The following is a 26,353-nucleotide window of genomic DNA, read 5'->3' on the forward strand; positions in this document are numbered from 1 at the left end:
CTGGAGGACCCATGGCGACGACCGAGCCCGCATCCGCCGCACAGGACGAGACCTGGTTCATCTACCGGGGCGACGGCCGGCCGCACGACGGGCTGGAACGGTTGCCGGAGCCTCCGCCGTGGCGCCGCTTCGATCGTTCCGGCACCGACCGGCGCAGGGACCGCGCGCTGTCCTACCGCCCCGACAAGAACGCGGTCAAGATGGTCAACGCGGCCGTCTATCTGCGGCGGCCCCTGCTGGTGACGGGCAGGCCCGGCACCGGCAAGTCGACCCTGGCCTACAACGTCGCCTATGAGCTGGGGCTGGAGCCGGTGCTCTACTGGCCCATCACCAGTAAGTCCACGCTGGAGCAGGGGCTGTACCGCTACGACGCGATCGGCCGGCTGCACGAGACGAGCCTGCGTCAGGCCGCGGCGCCCGCCGCCGACGCCGCCGCGCCGGACATCGGCCGTTTCATCCGCCTCGGCCCGCTGGGGACGGCGCTGCTGCCGCGGCCCAGGCCCCGGGTGCTGCTGATCGACGAACTCGACAAGAGCGACATCGACCTCCCCAACGACCTGCTCAACGTGTTCGAGGAGGGCGGCTTCACGATCCCGGAGCTGGACCGGCTGCCCGAGGAACAGCCGATGGTCCACGTGATGACCTCCGACGAGCGGGCCCGGGTGCCGGTGGAGCGAGGTCAGGTGCGCTGCACGGCCTTCCCCATAGTGATCATCACCAGCAACGGGGAGCGCGAGTTCCCTCCGGCGTTCCTGCGCCGCTGCATCCGGCTGATGATCGAGCCGCCCACCCCCGAACAGCTCGCCGACATCGTCGAGGCGCATCTGGGCAGGCAGGCCCGGGAGCGCAGCGGCGACATCATCCAGGAGTTCCTGGACCGCCAGACCCGCGGCGACCTGGCCACCGACCAGTTGCTGAACGCCATCTATCTCGCCACCTCCGGGGCACGCCCGCCGCAGAGCGACCTGGAGGAGCTGCGCGAGGCCATCCTGCGCCCGCTCGACGCCGCCGGATCGGGATGATCGACCGGCTGATCGAGGCCCTGCGCGGGCTCGATCCGCAGCCGACCGCCGGAGAGCTGGCCGACGCCCTCTGGCTGGCCCGGTATCTGCCCGCACGGCAGAGCGGGCGACCCGACGCCGCGGCCGACGGGCAGGCGCCGCCGGCATTCGACGGGCGGGAGAAGGAGCCGTTCCCCGAGCCGCCGGACACTCCCCCGAACCCTCCGGACCGGCCCGTCCAGGTCAGGTCGGCAGCCGCTCAGGCGGGGCTGCACATGGCCCCGCCGCGCTCCTCGGGCTCGCAGGTCGTGCGCAGCCCGGCCATGCCCGCGATCCCCCGGGCGCTGCGGCTGGCCCGGGCGCTGCGCCCGCTGCGGGTGGGGGCGGCCTCCCGCACCCGCGCGTACCTGGACGAGGAGGCCACCGCCCAGCAGATCGCCGAAACCGGCGTCTGGCGACCGGAGCTGCGCCCGGAACCGGAGCGATGGCTGGACGTCGCGCTGGTGATCGACGACAGCGTCTCCATGACGGTCTGGCAGCGCACCGTCAGCGAGTTCCAGGCCGTTCTGGAACGGCTCGCCGCCTTCCGCGACGTCCGGGTGTGGCGGATCGACACCGACAGCGACCGGCTGACGCTGCGCGCCCACGCCTCCCGCACCGGCCCCGGACGCAACCCGAACGAGCTGATCGACCCGACCCGCCGCCGGGTGGTGCTGGTCATCAGCGACTGCGTCGGCCGTGCCTGGCGAGACGGCCAGGCGGCCGCGCTGCTGGAACGCTGGGGCCGGATGGGGCCCGTGGCCATCGTGCAGCCGCTGCCGCAACGGCTCTGGTGGCGCTGCGCGGCGGCCTTGGAGCCGGTCTCGATCAGGGCCTCGCAGCCGGCGCAGCCCAACGAGCGCCTGGACGTGCGCTCGCGCGAAGCGGCCGAGCCACCGCCGGGGATCGCCATTCCGGTGCTGGAACTGGAGCCGCGGTGGCTGCGGCCATGGGCCGAACTGGTGGGCGGTGGGGCGAGCCGGCTCAACGGCATGGCGCTGATGACCGGCCGCCCGGTCTCCGAGGACCTGCCCGAGAACGGCCAGGACGAACTCTCTCCCCTGGAACGGGTGATGCGGTTCCGGGCGTCCGCATCACCTCCGGCGTTCCAACTGGCCGTGTACCTGGCGGCCGCTCCGCTGCGTCCGCCGGTGATGCGGCTGGTCCAGCGGGCCATGCTGCCCGACTCCCGGCCCGCGCACCTGGCCGAGGTCTTCCTGAGCGGGCTGCTGCGCAAGGTGGACGTCCCCGAGGACCCCGAACAGGCCGAGTACGAGTTCCTCGACGGCGTCCGCGACGTCCTGCTGGGCGCGCTGGGCCGCGGTGAGGCGGTGCGCGTGCTGCGCGAGGTCTGGGAGGTCATCCGGATCAGATGGGGTTCGGTGCTGGACTTCCCGGCCTTGCTGCGGGCGATGGAACAGGGCTCCGGCGCGCTGTCCGTCGATCCGCCGTTCGCCCGGGTGACGGCGCAGGTGCTGGCCCGGCTCGGCGGGCGCTACACCGCGATCGCCGAACGGCTGACGGCCGACCGCGGCCCGGGTGCTTCGCTGCCGTCCGATGACGTCGAGGAGGACGAGGCGGCCGCCGGCCCGCCGGCCTCCCGGACGCGACCGCCCAGAGCCGCGGAGCCGGTGATCAGGGGCGGCCTGCCGCCGCGCAACCCGGACTTCACCGGACGCGACGAACTCCTGCCTGAGATCCGCCGGCGGCTGGACGATGGCGTCACCGTGCTGACGCCGCAGGCCGACAGCCTCGGCGGTGAGGGCAAGTCCCAGCTGGCGGCCGAGTTCGCCCACCGGCACGCCGCCGACTACGACCTCATCTGGTGGATCCCCACCGAGCAGGTCACCCTGGCCAGGTCGTCCCTGGCGGAACTGGCCCGCCGCCTCGGCACGCCGCTGAGCGACGACATCAACCGCACCGTCGACCGGGTGCTCCGGGAGCTGCGCAGGGGCAGCCGGTACCGCAGGTGGCTGCTGGTCTACGACAACGCGGCCGATCCAGACGAGCTGACACCGCTGATGCCGGTCGACTTCGTCGAGGGACGGCTGGTCACCCTGCGGCAGGACGGCGTGGGGCACGTCCTGGTCACCTCCGGAGACCGGCGCTGGGCCGAGCGTGCCACCGCCCTCCGGGTGGGGGTGTTCGAGCGGCCGGAGAGCATCGCGTTCCTGCGCCGCCGGGTGCCGCGCCTGTCGGTGACCGAGGCCGACCGGCTGGCGGCCCGGGTGGGCGACCTGCCGCTGGCAGTGGAACAAGCCGCGGCGCTGCTGGCGGAGACCGGGCGCGGTGTCGAGGAGCACCTGCGGTCGCTGGAGGAGCAACTCGGCCAGAAATGGATCCTCGACCTGCCGCCGGAGTACCCGGTGCCGCTGGCGGCGACGCTGGGGGTGAACTTCGAGCGGCTGCGGCAGGACGCGCCGGCCACCGCCAGGCTGCTGGAGCTGTGGGCGTTCTTCGGGCCCGAGCCGGTCGTCCGAGAGCTGCTGTCGGCCGGCGGCCGGGCGCGGCTGCCCGCGGCGCTGCAGGCGACCCTCACCGACCCCGAGCGGCTGACCTGGTCGATGCGCGACATCGGCCGCCACGCGCTCGGCCGTTACGACCGGCAGACGGCCAGCCTCCAGGTGCACCGGCTGGTGCGGACGATGCTGCAGGCCAAGCTGTCGGGACCGAAGGGCGCGCGGATCCGCGGCCAGGTCCACCGCGTCCTGGCCGCCGCGATGCCGGAGCGGCCTCCCGAAGACGAGACCACCTGGGCGCGCCGGGCGCAGATCACCCCCCACGTGGTGCCGGCCGGGGTCATCGACGGCGCGACCACGCAGATCCGGGAGGTGGCGCTCGACCAGGTGCGCTACCTCTACCTGCTGGGGGACTTCGAAGGCGCGCGGACGCTCGGCCAGGCGGCGTTGGAGCGGTGGACCGACATCCTGGGTCCCGACGACAGGCTGGTGCTGCGGACCTGCCACAACATGGGCAACGTGCTGCGCGCTCTGGGGAAGGTCGCCGACGCCCGACGCCTCAACTCGCAGACCCTCGATCGGGCCATGGAGCGCTTCGGCCCCAACGATCGCGAAACGCTGCTGGTCGCCAACAGCGTCGGCGCCGACCTGCGGCTGCAAGGGGATTTCACCCGGGCGCTGGAGCTCGACCAGCGGACCATGGGGCGCATGGTCCGCATGTTCGGCAGGGACAACCGCACCACGCTCATGGTCGCCAACAACGTGAGCATCGACCTGCGGCTGCTGGGCCGGTTCCGGGAGGCCCACGAGATCGACCGGGACGCCCTCGACCGGATGCGCCGGCTGGGGCGGCATCGCAACACCCTGCTGGCGATGAACCAGGTCGCCCGTGACCTGCACGGATTGGGCCGGTACCGCGAGGCCGAGATCCTGCAACAGCAGGCCCTGGAGGTGATGCGGGAGACGCTCGGCCCCGACCACACCGTCGTCCTGCAGGCGCAGATGAGCCATGTCGGCACGCTGCGCAAGCTGGGGCCCCACGAACAGGCCAGGGAGCTGGCCGAAACGACGCTCCAGCTCCATTTGCAGCGGTTCGGCCCCGAGCATCCCGACACGCTGGCGGCGCAGCGGAGCCTGGCGGTGGCGTGTGCGGTCACCGGCGACGCCGAACGCGGGCGGACGCTGAGCGAGGAGGCCCGGCGTGGCTACCACCGGCTCCTGGGCGCCGACCATCCGTTCGTCCACGCGTGCGGCACTGATCTCGCCCTCAGTCTGAGGGCGCTCGGCTCCCACGACGCGGCGTTGCTGGTGGACGACTCCTCACTGCACGCGCTGCAGCGCAGGCTCGGCGTCGACCACTACTACTCGCTCTGCTGCTCCGTCGGCCTGGTGCACGATCTGTTCTTCACCGGGCGGTTGGAGGCGGCGCTGAGCCGCTCGAAGGACACGCTCGCCCGTTTCCGGGCGCACCACGGCCCCGACCATGTCTACAGCCTGGTCTGCGCCCACAATCACCGAGTGATCGCCGAGCGGCTGGGCCGCGAGCCGTCGCAGCCGGATCCGCTGCCCGACCTGACGCGCGCCCTGGGGGCCGATCACCCCGACGTGCGCCGGGCCGGCGCGGGCGAACTGGTCGAGTGTGACATCGAGCCGATTCCGCTGTGATCATGGCGGCGGCCGCGTTCAGGTCCTCGGCAGCGCCAGATGGTCCACCGTCCAGTCCTGTGTGATGTGACCGATCACCGGTGTCAGGCGGCGGGCCAGATCGAGCGGGTCTGGGAGGGCTCCCGTCCGTTCGCCGATCCGGCCGTGCGCGCCGGCCACGACCTCGGGTGCGGTCCGTAGCGCGACGGCGGCTTCGTCACCGACGCGCCGGGCCGCCAGGGCCAGTCCTGCCCATGCCTCGGGGTCGGACGAACCTGCCGCCAGGTGGGCGCGGTAGCCCTCCAGGGCCGTTCCCACGTCCCCTCGCACCAGCGCGAGATCCGCCGCCTCGGCACCGGCGCCAGGCCACCGGTCCCGGCCGATCGAGCGGAATCCGGACGGATCGCGCAGCCGCAGGCCCCGCAACTCGAATCGTGCGCCGCGCATCCCCGGCAGCTGATCGACCGGCGCCGGTCTCGGGGGGCCGGTGAGGGGGCCGGCGGAGCCGGACGGCCACGCCGCGGCGATCCGGTCGAGTGCGCCCGGATCAGGGCGCAGATGACGCAACCGCCAGGTCAGCACATGATCGTCAAACGACTCCGCGGCGAGGTCGCCGGCGAGCCGTCCGACCGGGGCCTGCGGGAGCCCCAGGAGCGCCGCCCGCATGCCGGCGACGAACCGGGCGCCGTCCTCGGTGAGCCGGTCCGAACCTGCCAGGAAGTCGATGGTGTGCAGCGTCCGGGTGCGCCAGAGCGCCAGCGCGTAGTCGGCGAACGCCGCATCACCGTCACTCAGGGCCTCGCGTTGCCCGGCCCAGAACTCGGTGACCCCGAGGTAGGCGTACGCCCCCTGCAACAGCCCCCCGAGCGGCCGGGGGTCGTCCCGCCACGGCGAGTAGAAGCACTCCCGGGGATCGTCGTCGTAGAGCCTCACCAGATCCAGCAGCGCGCACAGCTTGACGTGCTGGAACTCGTGCACCAAGGACTCGGCGAACAGCAGCGCGTCGCCCGGCGGGGTGATCGCCACGGCTCCGAAGGCCTCCGCGCTGGTGGCGCTGAGCCCCCGTCGGCCTCCCTGAGTCGCCAACGGCACCAGCGCGGTCAACATCGCCGCCATCGTGTCGGCCCGTTCCTGATGCCGGGTGGCCAGGATCGACCAGGCGCCGTCCAGCGCCCGCTGCCAGGCGCCCACGGCCGTTTCCGGCAGCCGGGGCGCAGGGCCGAGGCGGGCGTCGTCGCGGTAGGGATCCACGTCGTCGAGCGGCAGACGCAGGGTACGCCGCCCGTGCGTGCAACGGAGGACCCTGATCCCGTGCCATCCGGGCACGTCGGCATGGGGGTCGGCGGAGGTCACCACCGTGCGATGACCGGTGGAGATCTCCACACCGCCGGAGCCGGAGCGGACCTTCGCGGTCCCGTGGAAATCGTCGGGTCCCACCTGGGCGCATCCCAGCGTCGGCAGGGCCGCCACGCCGCCGCGCACCGCGACCTCGGCGTCGACGTCCAGGCCGGCGCGCAGCGCCGCGGCGACCGCGATGTTGCACACATGCGCCAGGTCGGCCTCGGCCTGGGGCGTCCCCTGGTCGACCAGCCCGCGCAGGCAGGCGGCCGACCAGGCGGTCACATGCGGGTAGAGCAGGACCTCGGCCACCTCGGCAGGCCGCCGGCCCTCCACCTCTGACAGCAGTTCGAAACCCGATTCGATCAGGGCGAGGCCGGATCCGAGCGACCGCCTGCGCTCCAGCACCAGCCCCCACAGCGCGTGCAGCCGGAGCTTGTGCCTGCTGAGCTGGCCGCGCCGCAGCATCTCCATGGCGGCCGCGTCACCGCGCCCGGCGGCCAGGGACCGGAAGGCGGAGGCGGGGATCCGAAGCGGGCCGATCATCGCCGGGCCCCGCGGACACGGGCCAGATCGGCGTCGATCCGACGATGCACGTGCATGATGAGCTTTTTCAGGTCAAGACAGTAGACCGACGGGTTCCGGTAGCCGTGGCCCCGCCGATAGCGGTGCGTGTAGCAGCCGCCGCCGCAGATGTCCCCGACCGGGCAAGCCGTGCACTGGGCGCACAGCGCCGCCCGGCCGATCTGCCGGGCGACGACCCCCGGATGCCGCAGCGCGTCGTCGAACTCGTGCTCGGTGACCGTCAGGCCGGTTTCGGGAGCACCGGGGAAGGCGGTCTTCAGGGTGTCGACCTGCTGCATCGTCCCGTCGGTGTCCACGACGATCAGCGCGACGGGCGACAGCCCGACGCTCTCGCTGCGGCTGCGGCCGCCGAGCACCAGATTGATGATCTCCTCGAAGAGCCGGATGCCGGTCTCCCGGACCGGGGCGCCGTACCACCGGTCGAACACCGCGATCAGCCAGTCCGCATAGGGCGTGCCCGCGTCCGGGCCTCGCCCCGGCGGCGGCTCCGACCAAGTGCCGTGCGGCAGCAGGAAGTCGATCCGGGGCGGTGCCGTCTCCAGCAGTGCCTCGTAGCCGGCAACGGGATCGTTGGCCAGGTCGATCGTGCACAGCAGCCCCCGGTACAGCTCACGGTGGCGGTCGGTCAGCGTCTTCAGCGCCCGCCGGACCGCCGCGTGGCTGCCCCTGCCGTTGGCGCGGCGGCGGTGCCGGTCGTGTGCGGCACGGTCGCCATCGAGGCTGACCGACACCCCGATGTCGTGGGCGGCCAGCAACGCCAGCATCCGCTCGTCCAGCAGCAGCCCGTTGGTCTGGACACCGATCCCGACCCGATGGCCCGCCGGGAGGCCGCGGCGCAGCTCGGTGGCCGCGAAGTCGATGAAGGCGGGCCCCGCCAGCAGAGGCTCGCCGCCGTGCAGGACGATCTCGACCTCGGCGAGCCCGTGTGCGCGGGCGTGCCGTGCGATGCGTTGTGCGGTCTGCCGTAGAATTGCCGCCGACATCACTGCCGGCCGCGACCTCCAACTCTGGTCGGCGCCCTGGTACATGTAGCAGTAATCACAGGCGAGATTGCACCTGCCGTGGATTTTCAGGACGAATTCACGGAAGGGCATCGGGCGCCAGCCACCGGCCGCCAGATGTGCAATGTCCAACCCGCCGTCCGGCCATTCCACCGATCCCGGCCGGTCGATGCCCCCCGTCGCCTCCGGCACCACTCAGGTGACCGATGCGACATCTTCGGCCGCGGCCGGCGGCATATTCGAGTCGAATCCCGCCACCACCTCGCGGGGGTCGGCCGCCTCGCTCCGCACCCGGGCAAGGGCCTCGCCCAGCACGGTCCCGTCCAACGCCCGGATCTCGCGCAGAGAGAGTCCGCCGAGGTCGATCAGCATCGACTCGATCTCACCGTCTGCGTCATCCACCGAACGCCTCCCCTCGTGCCCGGCTCACGCTGACAACATGCATCCGGGACCCGATTCCACGGGCGCCTTTACCCGCGGCACTGAGCAGATCCTAACCATCGACCTGTCTGGAATCACAAAAACCACCGGTCTGCGGAGCAATCTTTGCCCCGCCCACCCGGCCGGCTCCGCGCCGGAACCGGCAGCCTTTGCGGCGGCGGCCGACTTATGACGGAAGTCTTACGGCGACGTCCAGCGGGTGGTCGATTCGCCCGGTGGGTGGTCGAATGGTGGGATGGCCAGCGAGGATGTTGAGGGCACGCCGGTAGGCAGACGGATCGTGCTGGGGATGCTGGGGCTCGGGGCGGTCGGGGTGGCCGTCGGCGCGGGGCTCCAGGAGAAGGTGAACACCGCGCTGGCGCCGGTCGGGGACCTCGGGCAGGTGCTGCCGGGGGCAGGCGGGTTCCGGTTCTACTCGGTGGTGGACTCGGTCGAGCGGAGGACGCCGCAGAGCTACCGGCTGGAGGTCGGCGGACTGGTGGAGCGGCCGCGGGCGTTCACCTTCGAGGAGTTGCGGCAGGCGCTGCCGCAGACGCGGATGACCAAGGACTTCCAGTGCGTCACCGGGTGGCGGGTGGACGACGTCGCCTGGGTGGGGGTGGCGCTGCCCGACCTGCTGGACGCCGTGGGGGTCAGGCCGGAGGCGCGGGCGGTGCGGTTCCGCTCGTTCGACGGCGTCTACACCGAGTCGCTGACGCTGGAACAGGCGCGGCGGCGTGACGTGCTGGTCGCGACGGGAATGCTGGGCGGTCCGGTGACCCATGACCACGGCGGCCCGGTGCGGCTCTACGTGGCCCCCATGTACGCGTACAAGTCGCTGAAGTGGCTGGGCGGGATCGAGCTGACGCACAAGGTCGTCCCCGGGTACTGGGAGCGGCGGGGGTACGACGTCGACGCGTGGGTGGGCCGGTCGAACGGGCGCGACGATGAGCCGACCTGACATGCTCGCCAGGTTCACCGGGGCCGAGCGGGCGGTGCACCACGCCACCGCGGTGCTGATGCTGGTGTGCTTGGGCACCGCCGCCTGCCTGTACGTGCCGGACCTGGCCACGTTGGTGGGCCGGCGGAGCCTGCTGAGGACCGTGCACGTGTGGTGCGGGTTCGCGCTGCCGGTGCCGATGCTGGCGGGATGGCTGTCGCGGGCGTTCCGGGAGGACGTGCGGCGGCTCAACCGGTTCGGGCCGCGTGACCGGGAGTGGCTGCGCCGCGCGGACCGGCGGGCGGTGGCCGGTGGGCGGGGGGTGGTCCCGGTCGGCAAGTTCAACGCCGGGCAGAAGCTCAACGCCGCCTTCGTGGCGGGAGCGATCCTGGTCATGCTGGGCACCGGCGCCGTCATGTCCTTCCCCGACCCGTGGCCGGTCGGCTGGCGGACCGGGGCCACGTTCGTGCACGACTGGCTGACCCTGGCGGTCCTGGCGGCGGTCGTCGGGCACCTGTGGTACGCGCTGCGCGATCCGGGGGCGCTGGGCGGCATGTGGCACGGCCGGGTGGGGCCGGAGTGGGCGGCCCGCCACCACGCGGGCTGGCTGGACGAGTTGGTCAAGGCCCCGGATCCTCGCCAGGAACGTTCCGTAAAGACTGCGAATCCGGACTCTGCCGAGCCTTGACAGTCCTTGTGAAAGCGCTGGAATGGGCGGTGAGCCCGCGCGCCGGACCTGCGGGCGCATCGCGTGCCCCGGCAGGGGACCGGCGCAGACAAGGGGGGTGCCCGGATGCGCGTGCTTGCCGACCGGCAAGGTGATACCCGCGAGCTGTTGTCGCGCCGGCTGGAGGCGGAGTTCGGCCTGCTGCCCACCGAGACGGTGCGGCGGTGCGTCACCGACGTGCTGGCGTGCATGAACCATCTCGGTGTCGACCCGGCGCCCGCGCTGGTCGAGCGGATGGCCCGCGAACACCTCATCGGCATGGTCAAGTCCGAGCCGCCGTCCGGCCGCGCCGCACCGGGCGGCACCTGCGAACGCCGGCGGGACCGCTCCGGCCCGGACGACGTCCGCTGACCGCCGGTGGACCCCGAGCCACGTCGCGCCCCCGCCGCCGGCGCGCCGATCCCGGTGTGCGGCCGCCCGCCCGGCGGTAGGGTGATCGGGCGGGCACAGGCCGTTCCCGTCCCCGCCCAGCCCGCCCCGCGGGCACCGGCCGGGACGGCCCCCTGCCGGGCGGTCCGGTGACCGCCCGCGCCACCCGCATGATCGAGTACGTGATCGAGTCTGAGAGGGTGGAGGCGTGAGCCCCCGTAGCCGCTCCTCCGGGGATCCCCAGTCACCGCCGGACGAGATCATCGGCATCTTCGACGACATGCTGCGGCATGCCCGCGAGCTGCTGGCCGTGCGCAGCCCGCTGGACGCCGAGCTGATCGTCAGCGAGATCCAGGGCGCCTGGTGGGGACAGCGGGTGCCCGACGGCGACGTGGACCGGGTCGTCGGCGAGGCGCTGGCCGAGCACGCCGGCCAGGCCGCGACCCCGGCAGCGCTGGCGCTGCTGACCGGGATGGCCTACCTGGGCACCGCCCGGCAGGCGGTCAAGGCCGAGCGGGCCGCGCTAGAGCTGATGGAGCACGGGGTGGCCCGGCCCGGCTGGGCCGACCGGGTCGGCATGGTGACGCCCGAGGAGTGCTTCGTCTCCCGCGACGTCTACGGCGACCAGGACTCGGTCGTATGCGTCTACAGCTACGCCGGTGAGGACCGGCACGCCCTGGTGGTGCTGGTCGACCACAACCGGTCGGGGATGGTCCGCGACGCCTGGGTGTCCTCCCGCGTCGACACGCTGCTGGACCACTGCCGCCAGGAGGGCCGCACCAATCCGCTGGTGCGCTTCGAGCGGCTCGATCCGCGCGACGCCCGGGCCATGCTGGAGCACGCGCTGGACCGTACCGACGCCACGGTGAAGCCACCGGTCACCGACACCTTCGCCGCCTACCACGCGTTCCTGCGGGCCCGGGTGCGGGCGCTGCCGCCGGGGGGCCGCCGTCCGGTGACGCCGGTGCACGGCGGGGACTCGCGGGCGACGCTGGCCGCCCGGTTCCTGGCCTCCGACGAGGCCGAGGAGCTGTCGGACCGCTCGGCCGCCGGCCGCTGCGTGGACCGGATCATCGAGTACGGCTGTGAGCACGACCTGGGCCGGCCGCTGCGGGTCAGCCCGGTCAAGTGCGAGATGTTCCTGCTGGACTGGCTGCCCCGCAAGGTGCTGCTGTCACCGGCCGAGCAGGAGGCGATGCCGCACGTGCTGGCCGCCTGGGTGCGCTGGGCGGGCCGCCGGTCCGGGCTGCCCGACGAGGGGATCCGGGCGGCGCTGGACGCGGTGTGGGACGCCACCGGCAAGTTCACCGAGGCCTACCGCGATCCGTCGGCGTTCGGCCTGGACCCCGGGCTGGTGCGGAGGCTGCTGCCGGACGGCGAGTTGGACGCGCTGCCCCGCCGGGCGTTCGCGCTGCCCTTCCTGTCCGGTGAGCACTACCTGCCTGGGCGCGGGCGGATCGATCTGGCCATGCTGGACCCGGCCGACCCCGCCGACCGGCGGATCATGCTGGAGTTCGAGCATCCGGGCGCCGACGAGGATCACCTGGCGGCGCACGAGCGGCTGGCCGTGCGGCTGTGGCATGGGGATCCGCCCCAGCTGTGGGAGACCGCGCAGGCGCTGCTGGACGCCGGGTTCGAACGGCATGAGATCCTGCACCGGCTGATCGAGGTGCTGGCGCGGTGCGGGGACGACCCGCGGGCGCTGCGTGCCGCGCTCGGCACGCTGCGTCATGAGCGTCCTCCGATGTGAGCGGCGCCATGACAACGGGTGTGACTTCCGGTTTGCGGGAGACCTCTGAGACGGCGATTATCGGATACTTCGGGGGTTGAGCAAGTCTGCCTGCGGAGTGAGCCAGCCCCACCACTCGGAACCCCCGGCGACGGCCAGTGAGGAGTGATCTTGTTGGAGTGGTCCGAGTTCGCCCGACGTCTCGGCCGTGAGCTGGCGGGCCTCGATCGCGACACCATCCTCATCGTCCGCGAGCGCGCCGAGAGCAGGCACTACGTGCAGGCCATGCGGGAGCCCGACCGGCTGTACGCCGAGGCCGTCAGCAACCACTTCCTGGACGGGCCGCTGCTGCTGACCGCCGCCGACGAGGAGGTGCTGAGCGAGGCCGGGTGGAAGCCGCCGGCCGAGCCCGCCCCGCGCAACTGGTGGACCGAGCTGACCGCGCTCGCCCCCGCCGCCGAGCACTTCCGGCTGGCCGACATGATGGTGCACGCGCTGCGCGACGTGCAGGGCGTACGGCGGCCCTCCGACCTGGTCTATGAGTCGTTCCACCGGCTCGGCAACGGGCTGATCGAGCTGGTGGACTTCGGCATCGCCCCCGCCGACCCGTCCCGCGTCACCGAGCGCCGGTCCACCCCCGACCCGATCTCCACCCCCGACCCGGCGTCCGCCCTTGACTCGGCGTCCGCCCAGCGGCCGGTGGCGGGCCCGGTGCTGTCGGCCCCGGTGGGCGACCCGCTCCCGGACGGCCTGCCGCCCACGGCCAACGGAACCGCCCGCGGCGCCCATCACCGCCCCGCCCCGGTGCCCACGCTCCCGCCCGCACCCGGACCCGCGCCCGCGCCCGCGCCCGCCGGCCGGCCGGAGTCCACCGACGGCGAGTTGGAGAACCGGCTGGCCGAGGCCAAGCGGCAGGGCGACCATGTCACCTACTTCGACCTGCTGCTGCGCTCGGACCTCGTGCTGCCCCTCCCCGAGGAGCCTGGGGCGGCCGAGCCGGTCACCACCACGATCGCCGGTGTCGTCTATGTGGTGGCGTTCTCCTCCCCGGCGGCGATGGCGGCGTCGATGCGCCCGAAGGCGGCCGCTCCGCCACCGCACCGCCGCATCTCGTTCGCGGCGCTCGCCGCCGCCTGGCCGGACCCCTCCTGGTCGCTGGCCGTCAACGCCGGCCTGCTCAGCGAGGTCCTTCTGGACGCGGCGGCCGTCGCCCGCCTCGACCAGACCCGCCGTGCCGCCGAACAGGCCGCCGCCGTGGACGCCGTCTCCCCCGAGCCACTCCCGCCCTCCGGCAACGTTCCGCCGTCGTCCCCCTCCGCCGGCACCGCCCCGCCGCAGGAGGCGCGCCCGGCCGACGCGATGACGCCGCTGGACGCCGCGCCCCCGGACGGCCACACGACGCCTTCAGCAACGACTCCATCGACCACTCCTCCGGTGAATCCTCGACCGCCGCACGACATCGCTCCGGCCGACCGCTCCGCCCCGTCCCGCATCCCGTCGTCCCCGGCCGCCCCGCAGCCTGCCGCCTCGGCCGACCGCGTCGTTCCGCCGCTCACTCCCCCACCACCGGCCGACGCGATCGCATCCGCGCAGGCCACGCCGCCAGTGGACGCCCCGCTCCCCTCGGGTGAGTCCGCACCGCCCGCTCCTCCGAACGGCCGCGTCCCCTCCCCGCCGGCGGTGCCCTCGGCAGAGTCCGCCACGCCGCGTCCCGCATCCCCGGCGGGCATTGCGCCACCCCACGTCGCCGTCGCGGCCGATCCCACCGCATCACCGCACGACACCGCTCCGATGCCCGCCGCGCCCCCGCAGGCCCCGGCCCCGGCGGACACCGCCACGGGGCCGCGCCCCCCGTCTCCGGCCGACGCCGCGCGGCGACTGGCCGACCAGGCGGCGGCCTCTTCCTCCATGGTCCCGGCCGATCTCCCCATGACCCCGGCCGACGCCGCCGTACCGCCGCACGGCGCCGTTCCGGCCGCGGCCTCGTCCACGGCTCCCCCGGCGGGCGCCGCCGCGCCGCCACAGGCCAACGGCGTACCGTCGCACCTACCCGCGGCCACCGATCCGACCGGTCCGCCTCCGGACTCCGAGGTCGGCTCGGCGCCCACCGCTCCCTTCGCCGCCGCACCGGCGGACGCTCTCCCTTCCCGGAACGGTGCCTCCCCGGCCGGTTCCCCACCACCGGACGCCGCCTCCGCGGCCGGCCCCGCCGGTCTGCCGCCGTCCCGGACGTCTGTCGAGCCGCCGGCCGATCTGCCACGGCGCCGCCGCCGCGCCAAGCCCTCGCCCGCCGGGCCGCCCTCCGCGGAACGAGCGGGGGCTGCGCACGCGAAGACCGCCCCCGCCTCCGCTGAGGGTCACGTGGTGATGCGGCTGCCGCACGGCGTCCGGCTGTGGGAGGACCGGGGCGACGGCGGCGAGCCGACGCCGCTGGCGGTCTACGACGCCATCAGCGGTGGCTGGACACGCATGCGCGCGGACGTTTCCGACGGGTCCGGGTGACAGCGGTGAGGTAGCGTTCCCCCCGCTACCGTCACTTCCCGTTGGTGAGAGACCCGTCCGCCTGGAGTTGGACCGCTTGGACTGGACCGATTTCGCGCAGCGGCTGACCCGTGAGCTATTGCACCTGCCCGTCGACGCGTTCGTCATCGTGCAGGGGCCGGGCGGCCTTCCCTACGTACAGGCCATGCGCTACCTGAACGGCCTGCACGCGGAGGCGGTGAGCAGCGACTACCTGCCCGAGCCGCTGGACTCCGGGCAGGAGCTGCGGCTGTCGGAGCTGGGCTGGCAGGCCCCGGACGGCCGGGTGCGCCGCAACTGGTGGTGCCGGGTCATGCTGCCGGCCGACCTCGCCGCCGTCACCCCCGAGCAGGCGGCCGAGTGCGGCGCGCTGGCCGACCGCATGGTCGCCGCGTTCCGCGACGTGTACGGCGTGCCCTCGGTGGCGGGCCTGACCTACGAGGCCAACCGCAACGGCGAGCAGGCCGGGCCCGTGCCGATGCCGGGGCTGGGCATACCGGCGGCCGACGCCGAGCCGCCCCCGGCCGAGCCCGACCTGAACTGGGCGGAGTTCACCGAGCGGCTGGCGCGCGAGCTGGCGGCGATGGAGCCGGAGATGGTGCTGGTGATCCCGCACCTGCGCCAGGAGAGCCACTACGTTCAGGCGTTCCGGGACGCGCGGTGGATACGGGCGGAGGCGGTCAGCGGGCAGGCCCTGCCGCCGTCGGCCCCCCGCTTCGACGCGGAGGAGGAGCGCCTGGCGGCAGCGGGCTGGCGGCGCCCGGGCGAGCATCCCAACTGGACCTGCGAGCTGCCCGCCGACGCGGCCCCGCAGGAGTACCGGCGCCTGGCCGCGATGATGGTCACCGCGCTGCGGGACGTACAGCTCGCGGCCAGTCCCGCCGACCTGGTGTACGAGGCGTTCGTCGGGGCCGTCCACGTGGAGCTGACGGAGTTCGGCATCCCGTACGCCGGCTCTGGCCGGGTGGACGCGCGCAGGGCGAGCCGGCCGCTGCCCGGCCCGGCCTCCGCCGCCGGCCCGTCCGCCGCCGAACCGGCCGCCGCCCTGCCGCCGGCCGCCGGATCGTCCGGCACGGCACGGCACGCCGCGGGACCGGCCGCCGCGGCGCCATCCGAGCCGTCCGCCGACTTCGACATCGAGGCGGAGCTGACGGCCGCCAAGAGCCGTGGCGACCAGCCCGGGTATCTGGGGCTGGTCCTGCGGGCCGACCTCTTCGTGCCGGTCGCCGAAGGCGAGCAGCCGGTCACCGCGACCTTCCGCGACGGGACGTACGTGCTGGCGTTCACCTCTCCGGAGGCCATGGACTGGGCGCTCGGCGGCAAGCCGATGGACTACCGGCGCACCACGTTCGCCGAGCTGGCCCGCAACTGGCCGCGGCCCGACTGGCAGCTGGCGATCAACTCCAGGCTGCCAAGCGCCGCCTACATCGACACCGGCACCATCCAGCGGACCGCTGCACGGGCCGCCGGCCGCCGCCCGGCGCCGCCCGGTCCCCCGGCCACGCCCTCCGGCGCCACCGCCCCCGAACCGGCCGTGGCCCCGCCGGTCACCGGCGTTCCCGCCCCGCGGACGGCCGCCCCCGACACGGCCCGCACCCCCACCGCCCCGCACGGCGACGAACCGGCCGCAAAAGCCCCCGCCGCCCCGCACAAGGACGAACTCACCGCCGGAGTCTCAGGCCCACGCGAGGACCTCCCCGTCGCCGGAGCCGCCACCTCACCCGCAGACAAGCCCGTCGCAGACTCCGCCGTTCCGGCCGAGGGTGAGCCGGTCGCCGGAGCAACGGTCGCATGGGGGAACGTCTCCACCGCCGGAGCCGCCGTCCCGCCCACCGGCGAACCCGTCACGAGGACTTCGGCCCTGCCCGAGGACAAGCCCGTCGCCGGAGGCCCGGCACCGCTCACCGACGGGCCTCTCGGCGGAGCCGCCGTTCCGGCCGCAGGCGAACCCGTCACCGGAACCTCGATCCCGGCCGAGAACGAGCCCGTCACCGGGGGCTCGGCTCCGCTCGTCGATGGGCCTCTCGCCGGGGCGGCGGCTACTGCTGTGCCCGGCTCGGGCCGCGCCGCCGCCGTACCCGGGCAGGAGGCGACCTCGGCGCCCGGGGGCGGGGTGCTGGCCGCCGCGGGCGGCGTTCAGGCCGAAGCGCTTGAGGAGGGCGTGGTGATGCAGAAGGTCCTGCGGCCCGATCACGTCGTCCACTACCTGGACGGCGGTTACGACTGGGTCGCGGGTCTCGTGTACCGGCTGCGGGACGTCAGCGGCCTGCAGACATCCGAGCAGTTGGTGCGGGCTCTGGGTCTCGACCACGAGGGCTCGCCGTTCTCGGCCGGTGACGCGGAGGTGTACGTGATCCGCTGGCCGCTGACGAAACCGGCCCTGGCGCGGCCCGAGGCGCCGCCCGCGGGGTCGGCCGTCCCGGTGTTCAGGATCGGCAGCCAGCGCCTGCCGCACGGCGCGGAGATGTTCGGCGTCGACCGGCTGGGGACGGAGTCCTTCCTGGCCGTCTACGACGCCGACGTCCGCGGCTGGATCCGGACCGGGGAGGTCAGCCGGTGAGCGTCCGGGACGGTTTCTACGCGGGCTGGCGGGGGCTGGAGTACGAGGCCAGCCCGGACGATGAGATGGTCAGGCTCTACACCGGCGTACCGGCTGAGGGGTTCGAGGAGGTGGCCCCCGGCCGTCACGTGCGAGTCGTGGCCGCCGACGAGATCGAGCACCTGTCCTACGTGGTCACGATGTGCACCTGGCGGGACGAGCCGTTCCAGGTGCTCGGCGAGCACGAGACATGGCTGCGGGTCGAGTACGCCGGGCAGGACGCCGAGGTCGCCGAACGGCTCGGCCTGGACACGTTCGACCTGGGGGTCTACCAGGCGTGGGCGCCGCGCGCCGAGGTGCGCGGCCTCCGCGAGGAACGGTTCTGATGGACCGCACGCCCCGGCCGAAGGCTTGGACCACGCAGGCGGGGAACCATCCGGGGATGAGCCTCCCCGACCAGCCCGCCGTGCTGACCCCCACACAGGCCCGGGCGCTGTTCCGCACCGGTGCCACCACACCGACGACCAGCGGCTGGTGCCGCGGGTACACCCAGGCCAACCTGCTGGCCGTCCCCCGCACCCTGGCGTTCGACGCCCTGCTGTTCGCCCTGCGCAACCCGGGCGCCTGCCCGCTGCTGGAGGTCACCGATCCCGGTGACCCGCATCCGCGGAACCTGGCCCCGACGGCGGACCTGCGCACCGACCTGCCCGCCTACCGGATCTACGAGCACGGGACGCTGGTCGCCGAAGTCGGTGACGCGACCGCGTACTGGCGCGATGACCTGGTGGCGCTGCTGATCGGCTGCAGCTTCAGCTTCGAGGCGGCGCTGGCCGCCGCCGGGGTGCCGGTACGCCATGTCGAGCAGGGCCGCAACGTCTCGATGTACGTCACCGACCGGCCCTGCGTTCCGGCGGGACGGCTGTCGGGGCCGCTGGTGGTGTCGATGCGGCCGGTCCCGGAGCCGCTGGTGGACACGGCGATCGAGGTGAGCACCCGCTATCCGGCGCATCACGGCCCGCCCATCCACGTGGGGAACCCGGCCGCGCTGGGCATCGCCGACCTGGCCCGCCCCGACTTCGGCGACCCGGTGGAGGCCGAGCCGGGGGACGTGCCGGTGTTCTGGGCGTGCGGGGTCACCCCGCAGGCGGTCTGCATGGCCAGCGGACCGGAGTTCGTCATCACCCACTCCCCCGGCCGCATGTTCATCACCGACCGCGCCGACTGACCATCGGCCGCCCGGAGCGGTTCAATGAAAGCATGGCGGTGATGGACATCAACGCCGACCTCGGCGAGGGGTTCGGCGTGTGGACGCTGGGGGACGACCTGGCGCTGTTGGAGATCGTCACGAGCGCGAACGTGGCGTGCGGGTTCCATGCCGGCGATCCGCTGGTCATGCGGCGGGTGTGCCGGGCGGCGGTGACGCGCGGAGTGGCGATCGGGGCCCAGGTGTCCTACCGGGACCTGGCCGGGTTCGGGCGCCGGGAGATCGAGATGGCCCCCGACGAGCTGACCGCCGAGGTCCTCTACCAGCTGGCCGCGCTGGACGGGATCGCCCGTGCGGCCGGCGGCCGGGTGTCGTACGTCAAGCCGCACGGCGCCCTGTACAACAGGATCGCCCGCGACCGGGAGCAGGCGGGCGCGGTGGTGGAGGCGATCCGGGACTACGACCCGTCGCTGCCGATCCTGACCCTGCCGGGTTCGGCGGTGCACGAGGTGGCCGGACCGCTGACGGTGATCGCCGAGTGCTACGCCGACCGTGCCTACACCCCGGAGGGGACGCTGGTGCCGCGGCGGCGGCCCGGCGCGGTGGTGCACGACGCGGACACGGTGATCGAACGGGCGGTGCGGATGGCCGTCGAGGGCGTCGTCATCGCGGTCGACGGCACCAAGGTGCCCGTCGACGCCCGTTCCATCTGCGTGCACGGGGACACGCCGGGGGCGGTGGAGCTGGCCCGCGCCGTCCGCGGGGCCCTGGCCGCGGCCGAGGTCGATGTGCGGCCCTTCGCTCTTCCCGGCTGACCGGCGGGGCTCGCGGGGACACGATCGACGGAGGTGAGGGCGCGTGCTGGTGCGTAGGGCGGGCGATGCGGCGGTGCTGGTGGAGGTCGGCGACCTGCCGACCGCGCATCGGCTGCACGCGGCGGTGTGCGGTGCGGGGTTCACCGGGATCCTGGATGTCGTTCCCGGTGAGCGCACGGTCCTGATCGTCGCCGATCCGGACCGCTGCGACCTGGACCGGTTGGCGGCCCGGCTGGCCGCACTGGAGCTGCCGGACGGGCCGCAGGACGGCCTGGTGCCGGTGGAGATCCCCGTGGTCTACGACGGGCAGGACGTGGCGGAGGTGGCCGGGCTGACCGGCCTGTCCGCCGAGGAGGTGGTGCGGCGGCACTCGTCCGGCGTCTACGTGGTGGCCTACCTGGGTTTCTCGCCGGGGTTCGGGTATCTGACCGGCCTGGATCCGGCGCTGCACGTGCCGCGCCGCCGGACGCCCCGCACGTCCGTGCCCGCCGGGTCGGTGGCCATCGCGGGCCCGTACGCGGCCGTCTATCCGTCGGCCTCGCCGGGGGGCTGGCGGCTGCTCGGGCGTACCGAGCTGGCGTTGTGGGACGTGCGCCGCGCTTCGCCCGCGCTGCTGCGGCCCGGTGCCCGGGTCCGCTTCGTCCCGGTGGAGGCGGCCTAATGATCGAGGTGGTGCGTTCCGGCCCGCTGACGACGGTGCAGGATCTCGGCCGTCCAGGGCACGCCCATCTGGGGGTGCCCTGCTCGGGGGCGGCGGACCGGCGCAGCCTGTGCCTGGCCAACCGGCTCGTCGGCAACCCGGAGGACGCGGCCTGCCTGGAGCTGACCTTCGGCGGCCTGGCTCTGCGCTTCCATGCGCCGGCCTGGATCGCGGTCACCGGGGCGCCCGCCCCGCTGCGGGTGGACGGGCGGCCCGCCGGGATGAACGCCCCCTGCCACGTCCCGGCGGGCGCGCCGGTCGAGATCGGCGCCCCAGCCGCGGGGGTGCGCACCTATCTGGCGGTCCGAGGTGGGCTGGCCGTGCAGCCGGTGCTGGGCAGCCGCGCCACCGACCTGCTGTCGGGGCTGGGCCCGGCGCCGCTGGAGCCCGGTGACCGGCTGCCCGTCGGTGAGTGGCGGGACAGTCCGCCGATCATGGTCGACCAGGCCCCGGTCCCGCCGCTGGCGGCCGAGCCGCTGCTGCGCGTCCGTCCGGGTCCGCGCGACGACTGGTTCGCGGCCGACGCGCTGGACACGCTGACGGGCGGGCCGTACGAGGTGACCGCCGACAGCAACCGGGTCGGCGTCCGGCTGACCGGCCGGCCGCTGCGCCGCGCCCGCGACGGGGAGCTGCCCAGCGAGGGCATGGTGACCGGGGCGATCCAGGTGCCGCCGAACGGGCTGCCGATCATCTTCCTGGCCGACCATCCGACCACCGGCGGCTATCCGGTGATCGGGGTGCTGGCCGAGGCCGACATCCCGGTGGCCGCCCAGCTCCGCCCCGGCCAGCGGGTCCGCTTCCGCCGCTGACCCGCCGACGCCGCGCGGCGGACCGGCGCCCGGACGTCTTCCGGGACCCGCGGCGAAACCACCTCCCGCCCCGATCCACCGCCGTCAGCACCCCGCCCCCGACAAGCAACCTAGACCGCCCGGACCACTCGTTCAGGGCAGGCCGAGGAGGCGGGTGAGGCGGGCGATCTCCGGCTCCAGGAGGGCGGTGGGGACGTCCTCCCAGAGGGTGGGGTCGATGCCGTCCTTGGCGTCCCAGATGCCGGCGACCCTGCCCCGGTGCAGGACGACCGGGGAGATCCAGCCGGCGGCGCGGCTGACCTCGGCGCGCCGTCCGGGTGGGATGAGGTAGGCGGCGCCGGTCCCGGCGCCCAGGACGTACTGGTCGAAGCCGCCGAGGAGGCGGACGGCGTCGGCGGGTCCGGTGGCGATGAGCTCGTCGAGGTGCTCGGCGAGCGCGTACATGGGGGCGCCGTCCACCTCGACCGGGACCAGTTCGTCGGCCATGGCGGCGAACCAGGCCCGCACGTCCTTGCGGCGGTGCGTCCGGCGCATCAGCCAGGCGTCAAACGCCTCGACGGTCGCCGGGCCGTGGGCGCCGAAGTAGGCGCGGATCACGGTGCGGGCGGCGTCCTCGGCCGGCGGCAGCCCGCCCCAGCCGGGGACGTGCCGGGAGGGGGCGCAGAAGGTGACCCGGTTGCCCTGGGAGGGGCCGAAGCACAGCACTCCCCACCAGGCCAGCGGTTTGAGCAGGGCCCCCCAGCCGGAGGTGAGGGCCTCGGCCAGGTGGGGCGCGCGGGTGCGTTCGACGATCTCGGCGCCCAGCTCCTCGCGGGTGAGGCAGGCGCCGCCGGCCAGCGCCTCGGTGGCGGCCTCGGCCAGCGCCTCCAGCTCGGCGGGGCTCGCGCCGAAGTTCCGCTGCCAGCTCGCCTTCTCCCAGTTACGGACCGTGGCGCACAGGGCGAGGTAGGCGCCGGCCTCGTCCGCCGGGAGCAGGTGGAGCGTGCCGCGCATGGCCCATGTCTTGACGAGGGTACGCTCCTGCCACAGGGCGCGTGCGGTCTCGCCCGGGTCAGGGGCCGCCTGCCGGACGGCGACGGCCAGCTCCGCGGCGGACGCCACCTGCGCCTGGACGCCGGCCAGCCGCCGCGCCACCTGCACGGCCGTCTCGGTGCCGGTCGGGTGGAGGTACTGGCGCCGCATCCGCCAGGCGAGCACCTGTGGCCAGGTCAAGGATTCCATCGGCCGATCACACCACGCCGGTGTGACGTTTCCGCCCCGGGCGGCCCGCCGGTCAGGGGCGGCGGGGCTGCAGCTCGGTGTAGGCGGCGCGGACGTCCTCGGCGGTCAGAACGGTCAGGTCGGCGGGAGTGGCGGCGGCGCCCAGCCGGGCGGCGCGCACCGCGCGGGAGGCGCACGCCTTCTCGTACAGGGAGCGGGCGAACCGGCCGTTGCCCAGCTCGTCGATCCGGCCGAGCCCGCAGACCCGCTGGAAAACCAGGGCCAGGTCGTCCAGGGCGGCGTCATCCCACCGGTCCCCGCCCTGCTCGGCGATCACCTGGGCGATCCGCAGCAGCTCGTCCGGGCCGTAGGAGGGGAACACCACCCGCACGTCGAACCGGGACGCCAGCCCAGGGTTGGAGCGCAGGAACCGGTCCATGTCATCCTCGTAGCCGGCCAGCACCACCACGAACCGCTCCCGGTCGTCCTCGGCCCGCTTGAGCAGCGTTTGCACCGCCTCGGCGCCGAACGCGTCGCCCCCGCTGTAGCCAGGGTTGTCCAGCGCGTACGCCTCGTCGATGAACAGCACCCCGCCGAGCGCGGAGTCGATCATCCGGTTGGTCTTGATCGCGGTGGCGCCCAGATGCTCGCCCACCAGGTCGACCCGGTGCGCCTCCACCACCGCCGGGCGGGCCAGCAGCCCCAGCGCCGCGAACACCCGGCCCAGCACCCGGGCGACGGTGGTCTTGCCGGTGCCGGGCGGGCCGACGAACACGAAGTGCCGCATCGGCGGGCGGGTCGGCAGCCCCTGCTCCTCGCGCATCTGCGCGACCTGCAGCTGCGCGGCGATCTCGCGGACCTGCCGCTTGACCGGCTCCAGCCCGATCATCGCGTCCAGCGAGCCGAGCGCCTCCTGCAGGGTGGGCGTCTCGTCGTAGCCCCGGTACCGCTCGGTGACCTCGGCGAACGCCGCCTCCACGTCCTCGGCGCACACCGTCACCAGATCCTCGGCGGTCGGCTGCCGCCCCGACCAGGCGCCCGAGCCGACCACCCGCACGTCGCGGGCGCGGGCGGCGGCCTCGGTCAGCGACCGTACGAACCGGCCGTTGCCCAGCTCGTCGATGATGCCCCGGCGGCACACGTCCTCGAAGCGGGCCCGCAGCCGGGCGGTGGCCTGCTCGTCCAGCCGGTCCTCGCGCAGCCCGGTGTGGTACTCGGCGATCCGCAACAGCTCGCCGGGGGTGTAGGACGGGAACCGCACCCGGGTGCCGAACCGGGAGGCCAGCCCGGGGTTGGAGTCCAGGAACTCGGCCATCTGCGACTCGTACCCGGCCAGGATGATCACCAGGTTGTCCCGGTCGTCCTCGGCCCGCTTCAGCAGCGTCTGCACGGCCTCGTTGCCGAACCGGTCCGGCTGCCCGTCGGCCGCGTTGACCAGCCCGTAGGCCTCGTCGACGAACAGCACTCCGCCGAGCGCGGAGTCCACCAGCCGGTTGGTCTTGATCGCGGTGGCGCCCAGGTGCTCGCCCACCAGGTCCGCCCGGTGCGCCTCGACGACCTTGGGGCGGGGCAGCAGCCCGAACGCGTAAAAGACGCCCGCCAGCGCCCGGGCGACGGTGGTCTTACCGGTGCCCGACGGCCCGACGAACACGAAGTGCCGCATCGGCTTCTCGGTGGGCACTCCGGCGGCCGCGCGCAGGTGCGCGGCCTCGATGGACGCGGCGATCGAGCGGACCTGCCGCTTGACCGGCTCCAGCCCGATCATGCCCTCCAGCTCGGCCAGCGCGTCCCCCACGGAGATCTCCGGGGTCTCCTCGGCGGGCCCGTGGGCCGGTGCGCCGAGTTGGGCGGCGGCGCGCTGCTCGTAGGCGGCCTGGGTGGCCGGCGGGACCCCGGCGGCCACCGGCTCGTCCGGCCCGACTCTGGTCTCGTCCGGGCCCGTCGCGGCGGCGTCCGGCGGCCCCGCGTCGGGTTTGCGGCGGGCCGCCTCCTGCTCCTGCACCCAGCCGGTGTCGTACGCCTCGGCGGGCACGGCGCGGCGGGACTGGTCCCAGCGGTAGCCGAGGATCGCCAGCGCGGTGACCCAGGCGGGCACCACGTGCAGGACATGCAGCGGACGGGCGGTGGCGGCGGCCACGACCCCGGCGGACGCCAGCGCCAGCAGCACGGTGCGCCACGGCGCGTACCCCCGCAGCCGGGCCGCACCGAACGCCACGGGCGGGGCCAGCAGCGCCAGGAAAGCCGCCTGGTGCTCGGGCTCGGGATACTGCGCGCCCAGCGGAAGGGACGCCGCCAGCCAGCAGGCCACCACCGCCGTCACCGCCATGCCCGCCGGAGAGCGCATCGTCAGGTGGCCCACGACCAGCAGCACCAGCAGCACGACCGTGGCGCCCGCCACGGTCGTCAGGGGCTGCCCGGCCAGCACCGTGGCGGCGATCGTCACCGCGACCAGCAGCACCCCGGCCAGGAAGCGCAGCCCCGGCTGGATCTGGAAGTACCGCCAGCGCGCACGTTCGAACAGATCCCGCGCCGCGGTCCCCACCGCCGGGCGGGAACGGGATCCACCGAACTGTCCCATCGGCTCCGACTGGCCTCCTCGGTCGCCCGGGGATCTTCCGCACTGGGGGCGGACAGGTCCGATCATGCTCCACCCGGCACCCCGCGCGTGTCCAGCGTCGCACGCCCGGGGGCCTCAGGCCATCCTGACGCGACATAGCGGGCAGATCTGTGCCGAAGGACACCGAAACGGCCTCCCGGCGGGACGGGCCGCCCGGTGCCATGATGGGCCGATGCCGTTCTCACGCGCCCTGGGAGCCGTATGACCGAGACCCTGCCGGGATTTGAGGAGCCCCCGTCCATGACGGCCGCTCCCCGGGGTGCCGGCTACACGATCGAACGGGAGCTGCGTGCCGCCGGGGCGGTGCGGATCGCGGGGGTGGACGAGGTCGGCCGGGGCGCCTGGGCCGGGCCGGTGGTCGTCTGCGCGGCGGTCACCGACCTGGGCGAGCCGCCGCGGCTGCCCGGACGCGGCGGCGGCACCATCCGGCTGACCGACTCCAAGCTGCTCACCGCCGCCCACCGCGAGGCGTTCGCCGAGATCCTGCCGGGCTGGCTGACCGCCCACGCCCTCGGCGCCGCCGAGCCCGCGGAGATCGACCAGGTCGGGATGACCGAGGCGCTGCGGCGGGCGGCCGTACGGGCGCTGACGGCGCTGCCGCACCGGCCGGACATGGTGATCCTGGACGGCAAGCACGACCTGCTGGGCGGACCGTGGCGGGTGCGCTGCGAGGTCAAAGCCGATCAGCGCTCGGTGTCGGTGGCCGCCGCCTCCGTGCTGGCCAAGGTCCACCGGGACCGGCTGATGGCCCGGCTGGGCGAGGAGTTCCCTGCCTACGGGTTCGCCGACAGCGCCGGCTACCCCTCCCCCACCCACCAGCGGGCGCTGGAGGAGTCCGGGCCGACCCCGTACCACCGGTTGTCGTGGTCCTACCTCGACGATCTGCCGCGCTGGCGGCACCTGCGCAAGCACCGCGATCCCCTCGCCGGGACGGGCCAGCTCTCCCTCCTGTAGGAGGCGGCTCATAAGCGCCCGCCACACGGGTAACCCCGTTGCTGTACGGGAGGTACGTGTGATGGACGCTGTCGTGAAGAGGCTGTTGCGCGAGGCCGGGCAGACCTATGCGGAGGAGGCGGGGATTCCCCTCAAGGACCAGCCGTCAGCCCTGTTCAAGCTGCTGGTCCTCAGCAACCTGCTCAGCGCCCGCATCACCGCCCAGATCGCGGTCGCGGCCGCCCGCGAGCTGTTCGAGGCCGGTGGCGGCACGGCGCGCGGCCTGGAGCGCATGTCCTGGCAGGAACGGGTGGACGCGCTCGGCCGCGGGCACTACGTGCGCTACGACGAGAGCACCTCGACCCGCCTCGGCGGAACCGCCGAGCTGGCACAGCGCAAGTACGGCGGTGACCTGCGGCGGCTGGCCCGTGACTCGGGGCGGGACCCCGAACGGGCCGCCGAGATGCTGCGGGAGTTCCCCGGCATCGGCCCCACCGGCGTGGACATCTTCTTCCGGGAGGCGCAGGCGGTGTGGCCGTGGCTGCGCCCGTACATCGACGAGCAGGTGCGCAAGGGGGCCGAGCGGCTCGGGCTGCCCACCGATCCCAAGGAACTGGCCGGCCTGGTGCCCGACAAGGACGTGGCGCGGCTGTCGGCGGCCCTCGTTCGCGTGGCCCGCGACAAGAAGCTGGCCGACTCGATCAAGAACGGAGGCAAGGACGGCAGGTGACGGCCGCCCCTGGTCCAGGCCGCCACGGCGGTCT

The 26,353-nt window shown here is 74.1% G+C and carries 20 protein-coding genes; 15 read left to right on the forward strand and 5 right to left on the reverse strand.

Annotated features, from left to right (window positions below):
- Positions 1 to 11: 11 nt before the first annotated feature.
- Positions 12 to 1,022 (forward strand): AAA family ATPase, encoded by a 1,011-nt coding sequence (locus tag C4U03_RS09825; protein WP_103937360.1) that lies wholly within the window; start codon positions 12 to 14, stop codon positions 1,020 to 1,022.
- Positions 1,019 to 5,164, forward strand: coding sequence for an FxSxx-COOH system tetratricopeptide repeat protein (gene fxsT / locus C4U03_RS09830; RefSeq protein WP_103937361.1), 4,146 nt, complete (start codon positions 1,019 to 1,021; stop codon positions 5,162 to 5,164). Before C4U03_RS09825 ends, fxsT begins: the two co-directional genes overlap by 4 nt.
- Positions 5,165 to 5,182: 18 nt before the next feature.
- Here fxsT and C4U03_RS09835 read toward each other — a convergent pair whose 3' ends face one another.
- The 3 genes from C4U03_RS09835 to fxsA all read right to left on the reverse strand — a co-directional run bounded on the left by C4U03_RS09835 (position 5,183) and on the right by fxsA (position 8,469).
- Positions 5,183 to 7,027: an HEXXH motif domain-containing protein gene (locus C4U03_RS09835; protein WP_103937362.1), complete on the reverse strand. Its 1,845-nt coding sequence runs from the start codon at positions 7,025 to 7,027 to the stop codon at positions 5,183 to 5,185.
- The gene (locus C4U03_RS09840) at positions 7,024 to 8,160 is read right to left on the reverse strand and encodes an FxsB family cyclophane-forming radical SAM/SPASM peptide maturase (RefSeq protein ID WP_103937473.1); all 1,137 of its coding nucleotides are present in this window, start codon (positions 8,158 to 8,160) and stop codon (positions 7,024 to 7,026) included. The genes C4U03_RS09835 and C4U03_RS09840 overlap by 4 nt, the downstream gene beginning before the upstream one ends.
- 102 nt (positions 8,161 to 8,262) lie before the next feature.
- Positions 8,263 to 8,469: an FxSxx-COOH cyclophane-containing RiPP peptide gene (fxsA, locus tag C4U03_RS09845; protein ID WP_103937363.1), complete on the reverse strand. Its 207-nt coding sequence runs from the start codon at positions 8,467 to 8,469 to the stop codon at positions 8,263 to 8,265.
- 274 nt (positions 8,470 to 8,743) lie between these two features.
- Between fxsA and C4U03_RS09850 the strand changes: the two genes are divergently transcribed.
- The 11 genes from C4U03_RS09850 (at position 8,744) to C4U03_RS09900 (ending at position 20,839) form a co-directional block, all read left to right on the forward strand.
- Positions 8,744 to 9,448 (forward strand): molybdopterin-dependent oxidoreductase, encoded by a 705-nt coding sequence (locus C4U03_RS09850; RefSeq protein ID WP_103937364.1) that lies wholly within the window; start codon positions 8,744 to 8,746, stop codon positions 9,446 to 9,448.
- On the forward strand, positions 9,435 to 10,115 hold the full coding sequence (locus C4U03_RS09855; protein WP_103937365.1) for a cytochrome b/b6 domain-containing protein: 681 nt from the start codon (positions 9,435 to 9,437) through the stop codon (positions 10,113 to 10,115). The genes C4U03_RS09850 and C4U03_RS09855 overlap by 14 nt, the downstream gene beginning before the upstream one ends.
- A 105-nt stretch (positions 10,116 to 10,220) precedes the next feature.
- Positions 10,221 to 10,505, forward strand: coding sequence for a hypothetical protein (locus C4U03_RS09860; RefSeq protein ID WP_103937366.1), 285 nt, complete (start codon positions 10,221 to 10,223; stop codon positions 10,503 to 10,505).
- 226 nt (positions 10,506 to 10,731) lie between these two features.
- Positions 10,732 to 12,273, forward strand: a complete 1,542-nt coding sequence (locus tag C4U03_RS09865) for a hypothetical protein (protein ID WP_407701420.1) — start codon at positions 10,732 to 10,734, stop codon at positions 12,271 to 12,273.
- 150 nt (positions 12,274 to 12,423) lie between these two features.
- Positions 12,424 to 14,754, forward strand: a complete 2,331-nt coding sequence (locus tag C4U03_RS09870; protein ID WP_146087299.1) for a TY-Chap domain-containing protein — start codon at positions 12,424 to 12,426, stop codon at positions 14,752 to 14,754.
- 76 nt (positions 14,755 to 14,830) lie between these two features.
- Positions 14,831 to 17,332 carry a TY-Chap domain-containing protein gene (locus tag C4U03_RS40330; protein WP_103937368.1) on the forward strand — a complete coding sequence of 834 codons (2,502 nt, stop codon included), beginning with the start codon at positions 14,831 to 14,833 and terminating at the stop codon, positions 17,330 to 17,332.
- Complete coding sequence (locus C4U03_RS09880) at positions 17,329 to 17,697, forward strand: hypothetical protein (RefSeq protein WP_103937369.1); 369 nt, start codon at positions 17,329 to 17,331, stop codon at positions 17,695 to 17,697. The genes C4U03_RS40330 and C4U03_RS09880 overlap by 4 nt, the downstream gene beginning before the upstream one ends.
- 56 nt (positions 17,698 to 17,753) lie before the next feature.
- Positions 17,754 to 18,536: a putative hydro-lyase gene (locus C4U03_RS09885; RefSeq protein WP_103937475.1), complete on the forward strand. Its 783-nt coding sequence runs from the start codon at positions 17,754 to 17,756 to the stop codon at positions 18,534 to 18,536.
- Positions 18,537 to 18,568: 32 nt separating this feature from the next.
- The gene (locus C4U03_RS09890; protein ID WP_103937370.1) at positions 18,569 to 19,330 is read left to right on the forward strand and encodes a LamB/YcsF family protein; all 762 of its coding nucleotides are present in this window, start codon (positions 18,569 to 18,571) and stop codon (positions 19,328 to 19,330) included.
- 43 nt (positions 19,331 to 19,373) lie between these two features.
- Complete coding sequence (pxpB, locus tag C4U03_RS09895) at positions 19,374 to 19,991, forward strand: 5-oxoprolinase subunit PxpB (RefSeq protein WP_103937371.1); 618 nt, start codon at positions 19,374 to 19,376, stop codon at positions 19,989 to 19,991.
- On the forward strand, positions 19,991 to 20,839 hold the full coding sequence (locus C4U03_RS09900) for a 5-oxoprolinase subunit C family protein (protein WP_103937372.1): 849 nt from the start codon (positions 19,991 to 19,993) through the stop codon (positions 20,837 to 20,839). The genes pxpB and C4U03_RS09900 overlap by 1 nt, the downstream gene beginning before the upstream one ends.
- 132 nt (positions 20,840 to 20,971) lie before the next feature.
- Here the strand turns inward: C4U03_RS09900 and C4U03_RS09905 are convergent, their stop codons facing one another.
- The gene (locus C4U03_RS09905; protein WP_103937373.1) at positions 20,972 to 22,060 is read right to left on the reverse strand and encodes a winged helix DNA-binding domain-containing protein; all 1,089 of its coding nucleotides are present in this window, start codon (positions 22,058 to 22,060) and stop codon (positions 20,972 to 20,974) included.
- 52 nt (positions 22,061 to 22,112) lie between these two features.
- Complete coding sequence (locus tag C4U03_RS09910; protein WP_103937374.1) at positions 22,113 to 24,617, reverse strand: AAA family ATPase; 2,505 nt, start codon at positions 24,615 to 24,617, stop codon at positions 22,113 to 22,115.
- A gap of 279 nt (positions 24,618 to 24,896) precedes the next feature.
- On the opposite strand from C4U03_RS09910, the gene C4U03_RS09915 reads away from it, so the two are divergent.
- Both C4U03_RS09915 and C4U03_RS09920 read left to right on the forward strand, forming a co-directional pair.
- Positions 24,897 to 25,610: a ribonuclease HII gene (locus C4U03_RS09915; protein ID WP_103937375.1), complete on the forward strand. Its 714-nt coding sequence runs from the start codon at positions 24,897 to 24,899 to the stop codon at positions 25,608 to 25,610.
- A 61-nt stretch (positions 25,611 to 25,671) separates the two neighbouring features.
- The gene (locus C4U03_RS09920) at positions 25,672 to 26,319 is read left to right on the forward strand and encodes an HhH-GDP family DNA glycosylase (protein WP_103937376.1); all 648 of its coding nucleotides are present in this window, start codon (positions 25,672 to 25,674) and stop codon (positions 26,317 to 26,319) included.
- Positions 26,320 to 26,353: the final 34 nt, after the last annotated feature.

Origin of the sequence: Thermomonospora echinospora (assembly GCF_900108175.1) — a bacterium.
GTDB classification, from domain to species: domain Bacteria; phylum Actinomycetota; class Actinomycetes; order Streptosporangiales; family Streptosporangiaceae; genus Thermomonospora; species Thermomonospora echinospora.

Bases quoted from the DNA above. Each gene is read 5' to 3' on its own strand.
- C4U03_RS09915 (WP_103937375.1), top strand. From the start codon at position 24,897: ATGACGGCCGCTCCCCGGGGTGCCGGCTACACGATCGAACGGGAGCTG.
- fxsT (WP_103937361.1), top strand. From the start codon at position 1,019: ATGATCGACCGGCTGATCGAGGCCCTGCGCGGGCTCGATCCGCAGCCG.
- C4U03_RS09850 (WP_103937364.1), top strand. From the start codon at position 8,744: ATGGCCAGCGAGGATGTTGAGGGCACGCCGGTAGGCAGACGGATCGTG.
- C4U03_RS09890 (WP_103937370.1), top strand. From the start codon at position 18,569: ATGGCGGTGATGGACATCAACGCCGACCTCGGCGAGGGGTTCGGCGTG.
- C4U03_RS09825 (WP_103937360.1), top strand. From the start codon at position 12: ATGGCGACGACCGAGCCCGCATCCGCCGCACAGGACGAGACCTGGTTC.
- C4U03_RS09905 (WP_103937373.1), bottom strand. From the start codon at position 22,060: ATGGAATCCTTGACCTGGCCACAGGTGCTCGCCTGGCGGATGCGGCGC.
- C4U03_RS09900 (WP_103937372.1), top strand. From the start codon at position 19,991: ATGATCGAGGTGGTGCGTTCCGGCCCGCTGACGACGGTGCAGGATCTC.
- C4U03_RS09835 (WP_103937362.1), bottom strand. From the start codon at position 7,027: ATGATCGGCCCGCTTCGGATCCCCGCCTCCGCCTTCCGGTCCCTGGCC.
- C4U03_RS09885 (WP_103937475.1), top strand. From the start codon at position 17,754: ATGAGCCTCCCCGACCAGCCCGCCGTGCTGACCCCCACACAGGCCCGG.
- C4U03_RS09920 (WP_103937376.1), top strand. From the start codon at position 25,672: ATGGACGCTGTCGTGAAGAGGCTGTTGCGCGAGGCCGGGCAGACCTAT.
- C4U03_RS09910 (WP_103937374.1), bottom strand. From the start codon at position 24,617: ATGGGACAGTTCGGTGGATCCCGTTCCCGCCCGGCGGTGGGGACCGCG.
- C4U03_RS09860 (WP_103937366.1), top strand. From the start codon at position 10,221: ATGCGCGTGCTTGCCGACCGGCAAGGTGATACCCGCGAGCTGTTGTCG.
- C4U03_RS09840 (WP_103937473.1), bottom strand. From the start codon at position 8,160: ATGCCCTTCCGTGAATTCGTCCTGAAAATCCACGGCAGGTGCAATCTC.
- C4U03_RS09855 (WP_103937365.1), top strand. From the start codon at position 9,435: ATGAGCCGACCTGACATGCTCGCCAGGTTCACCGGGGCCGAGCGGGCG.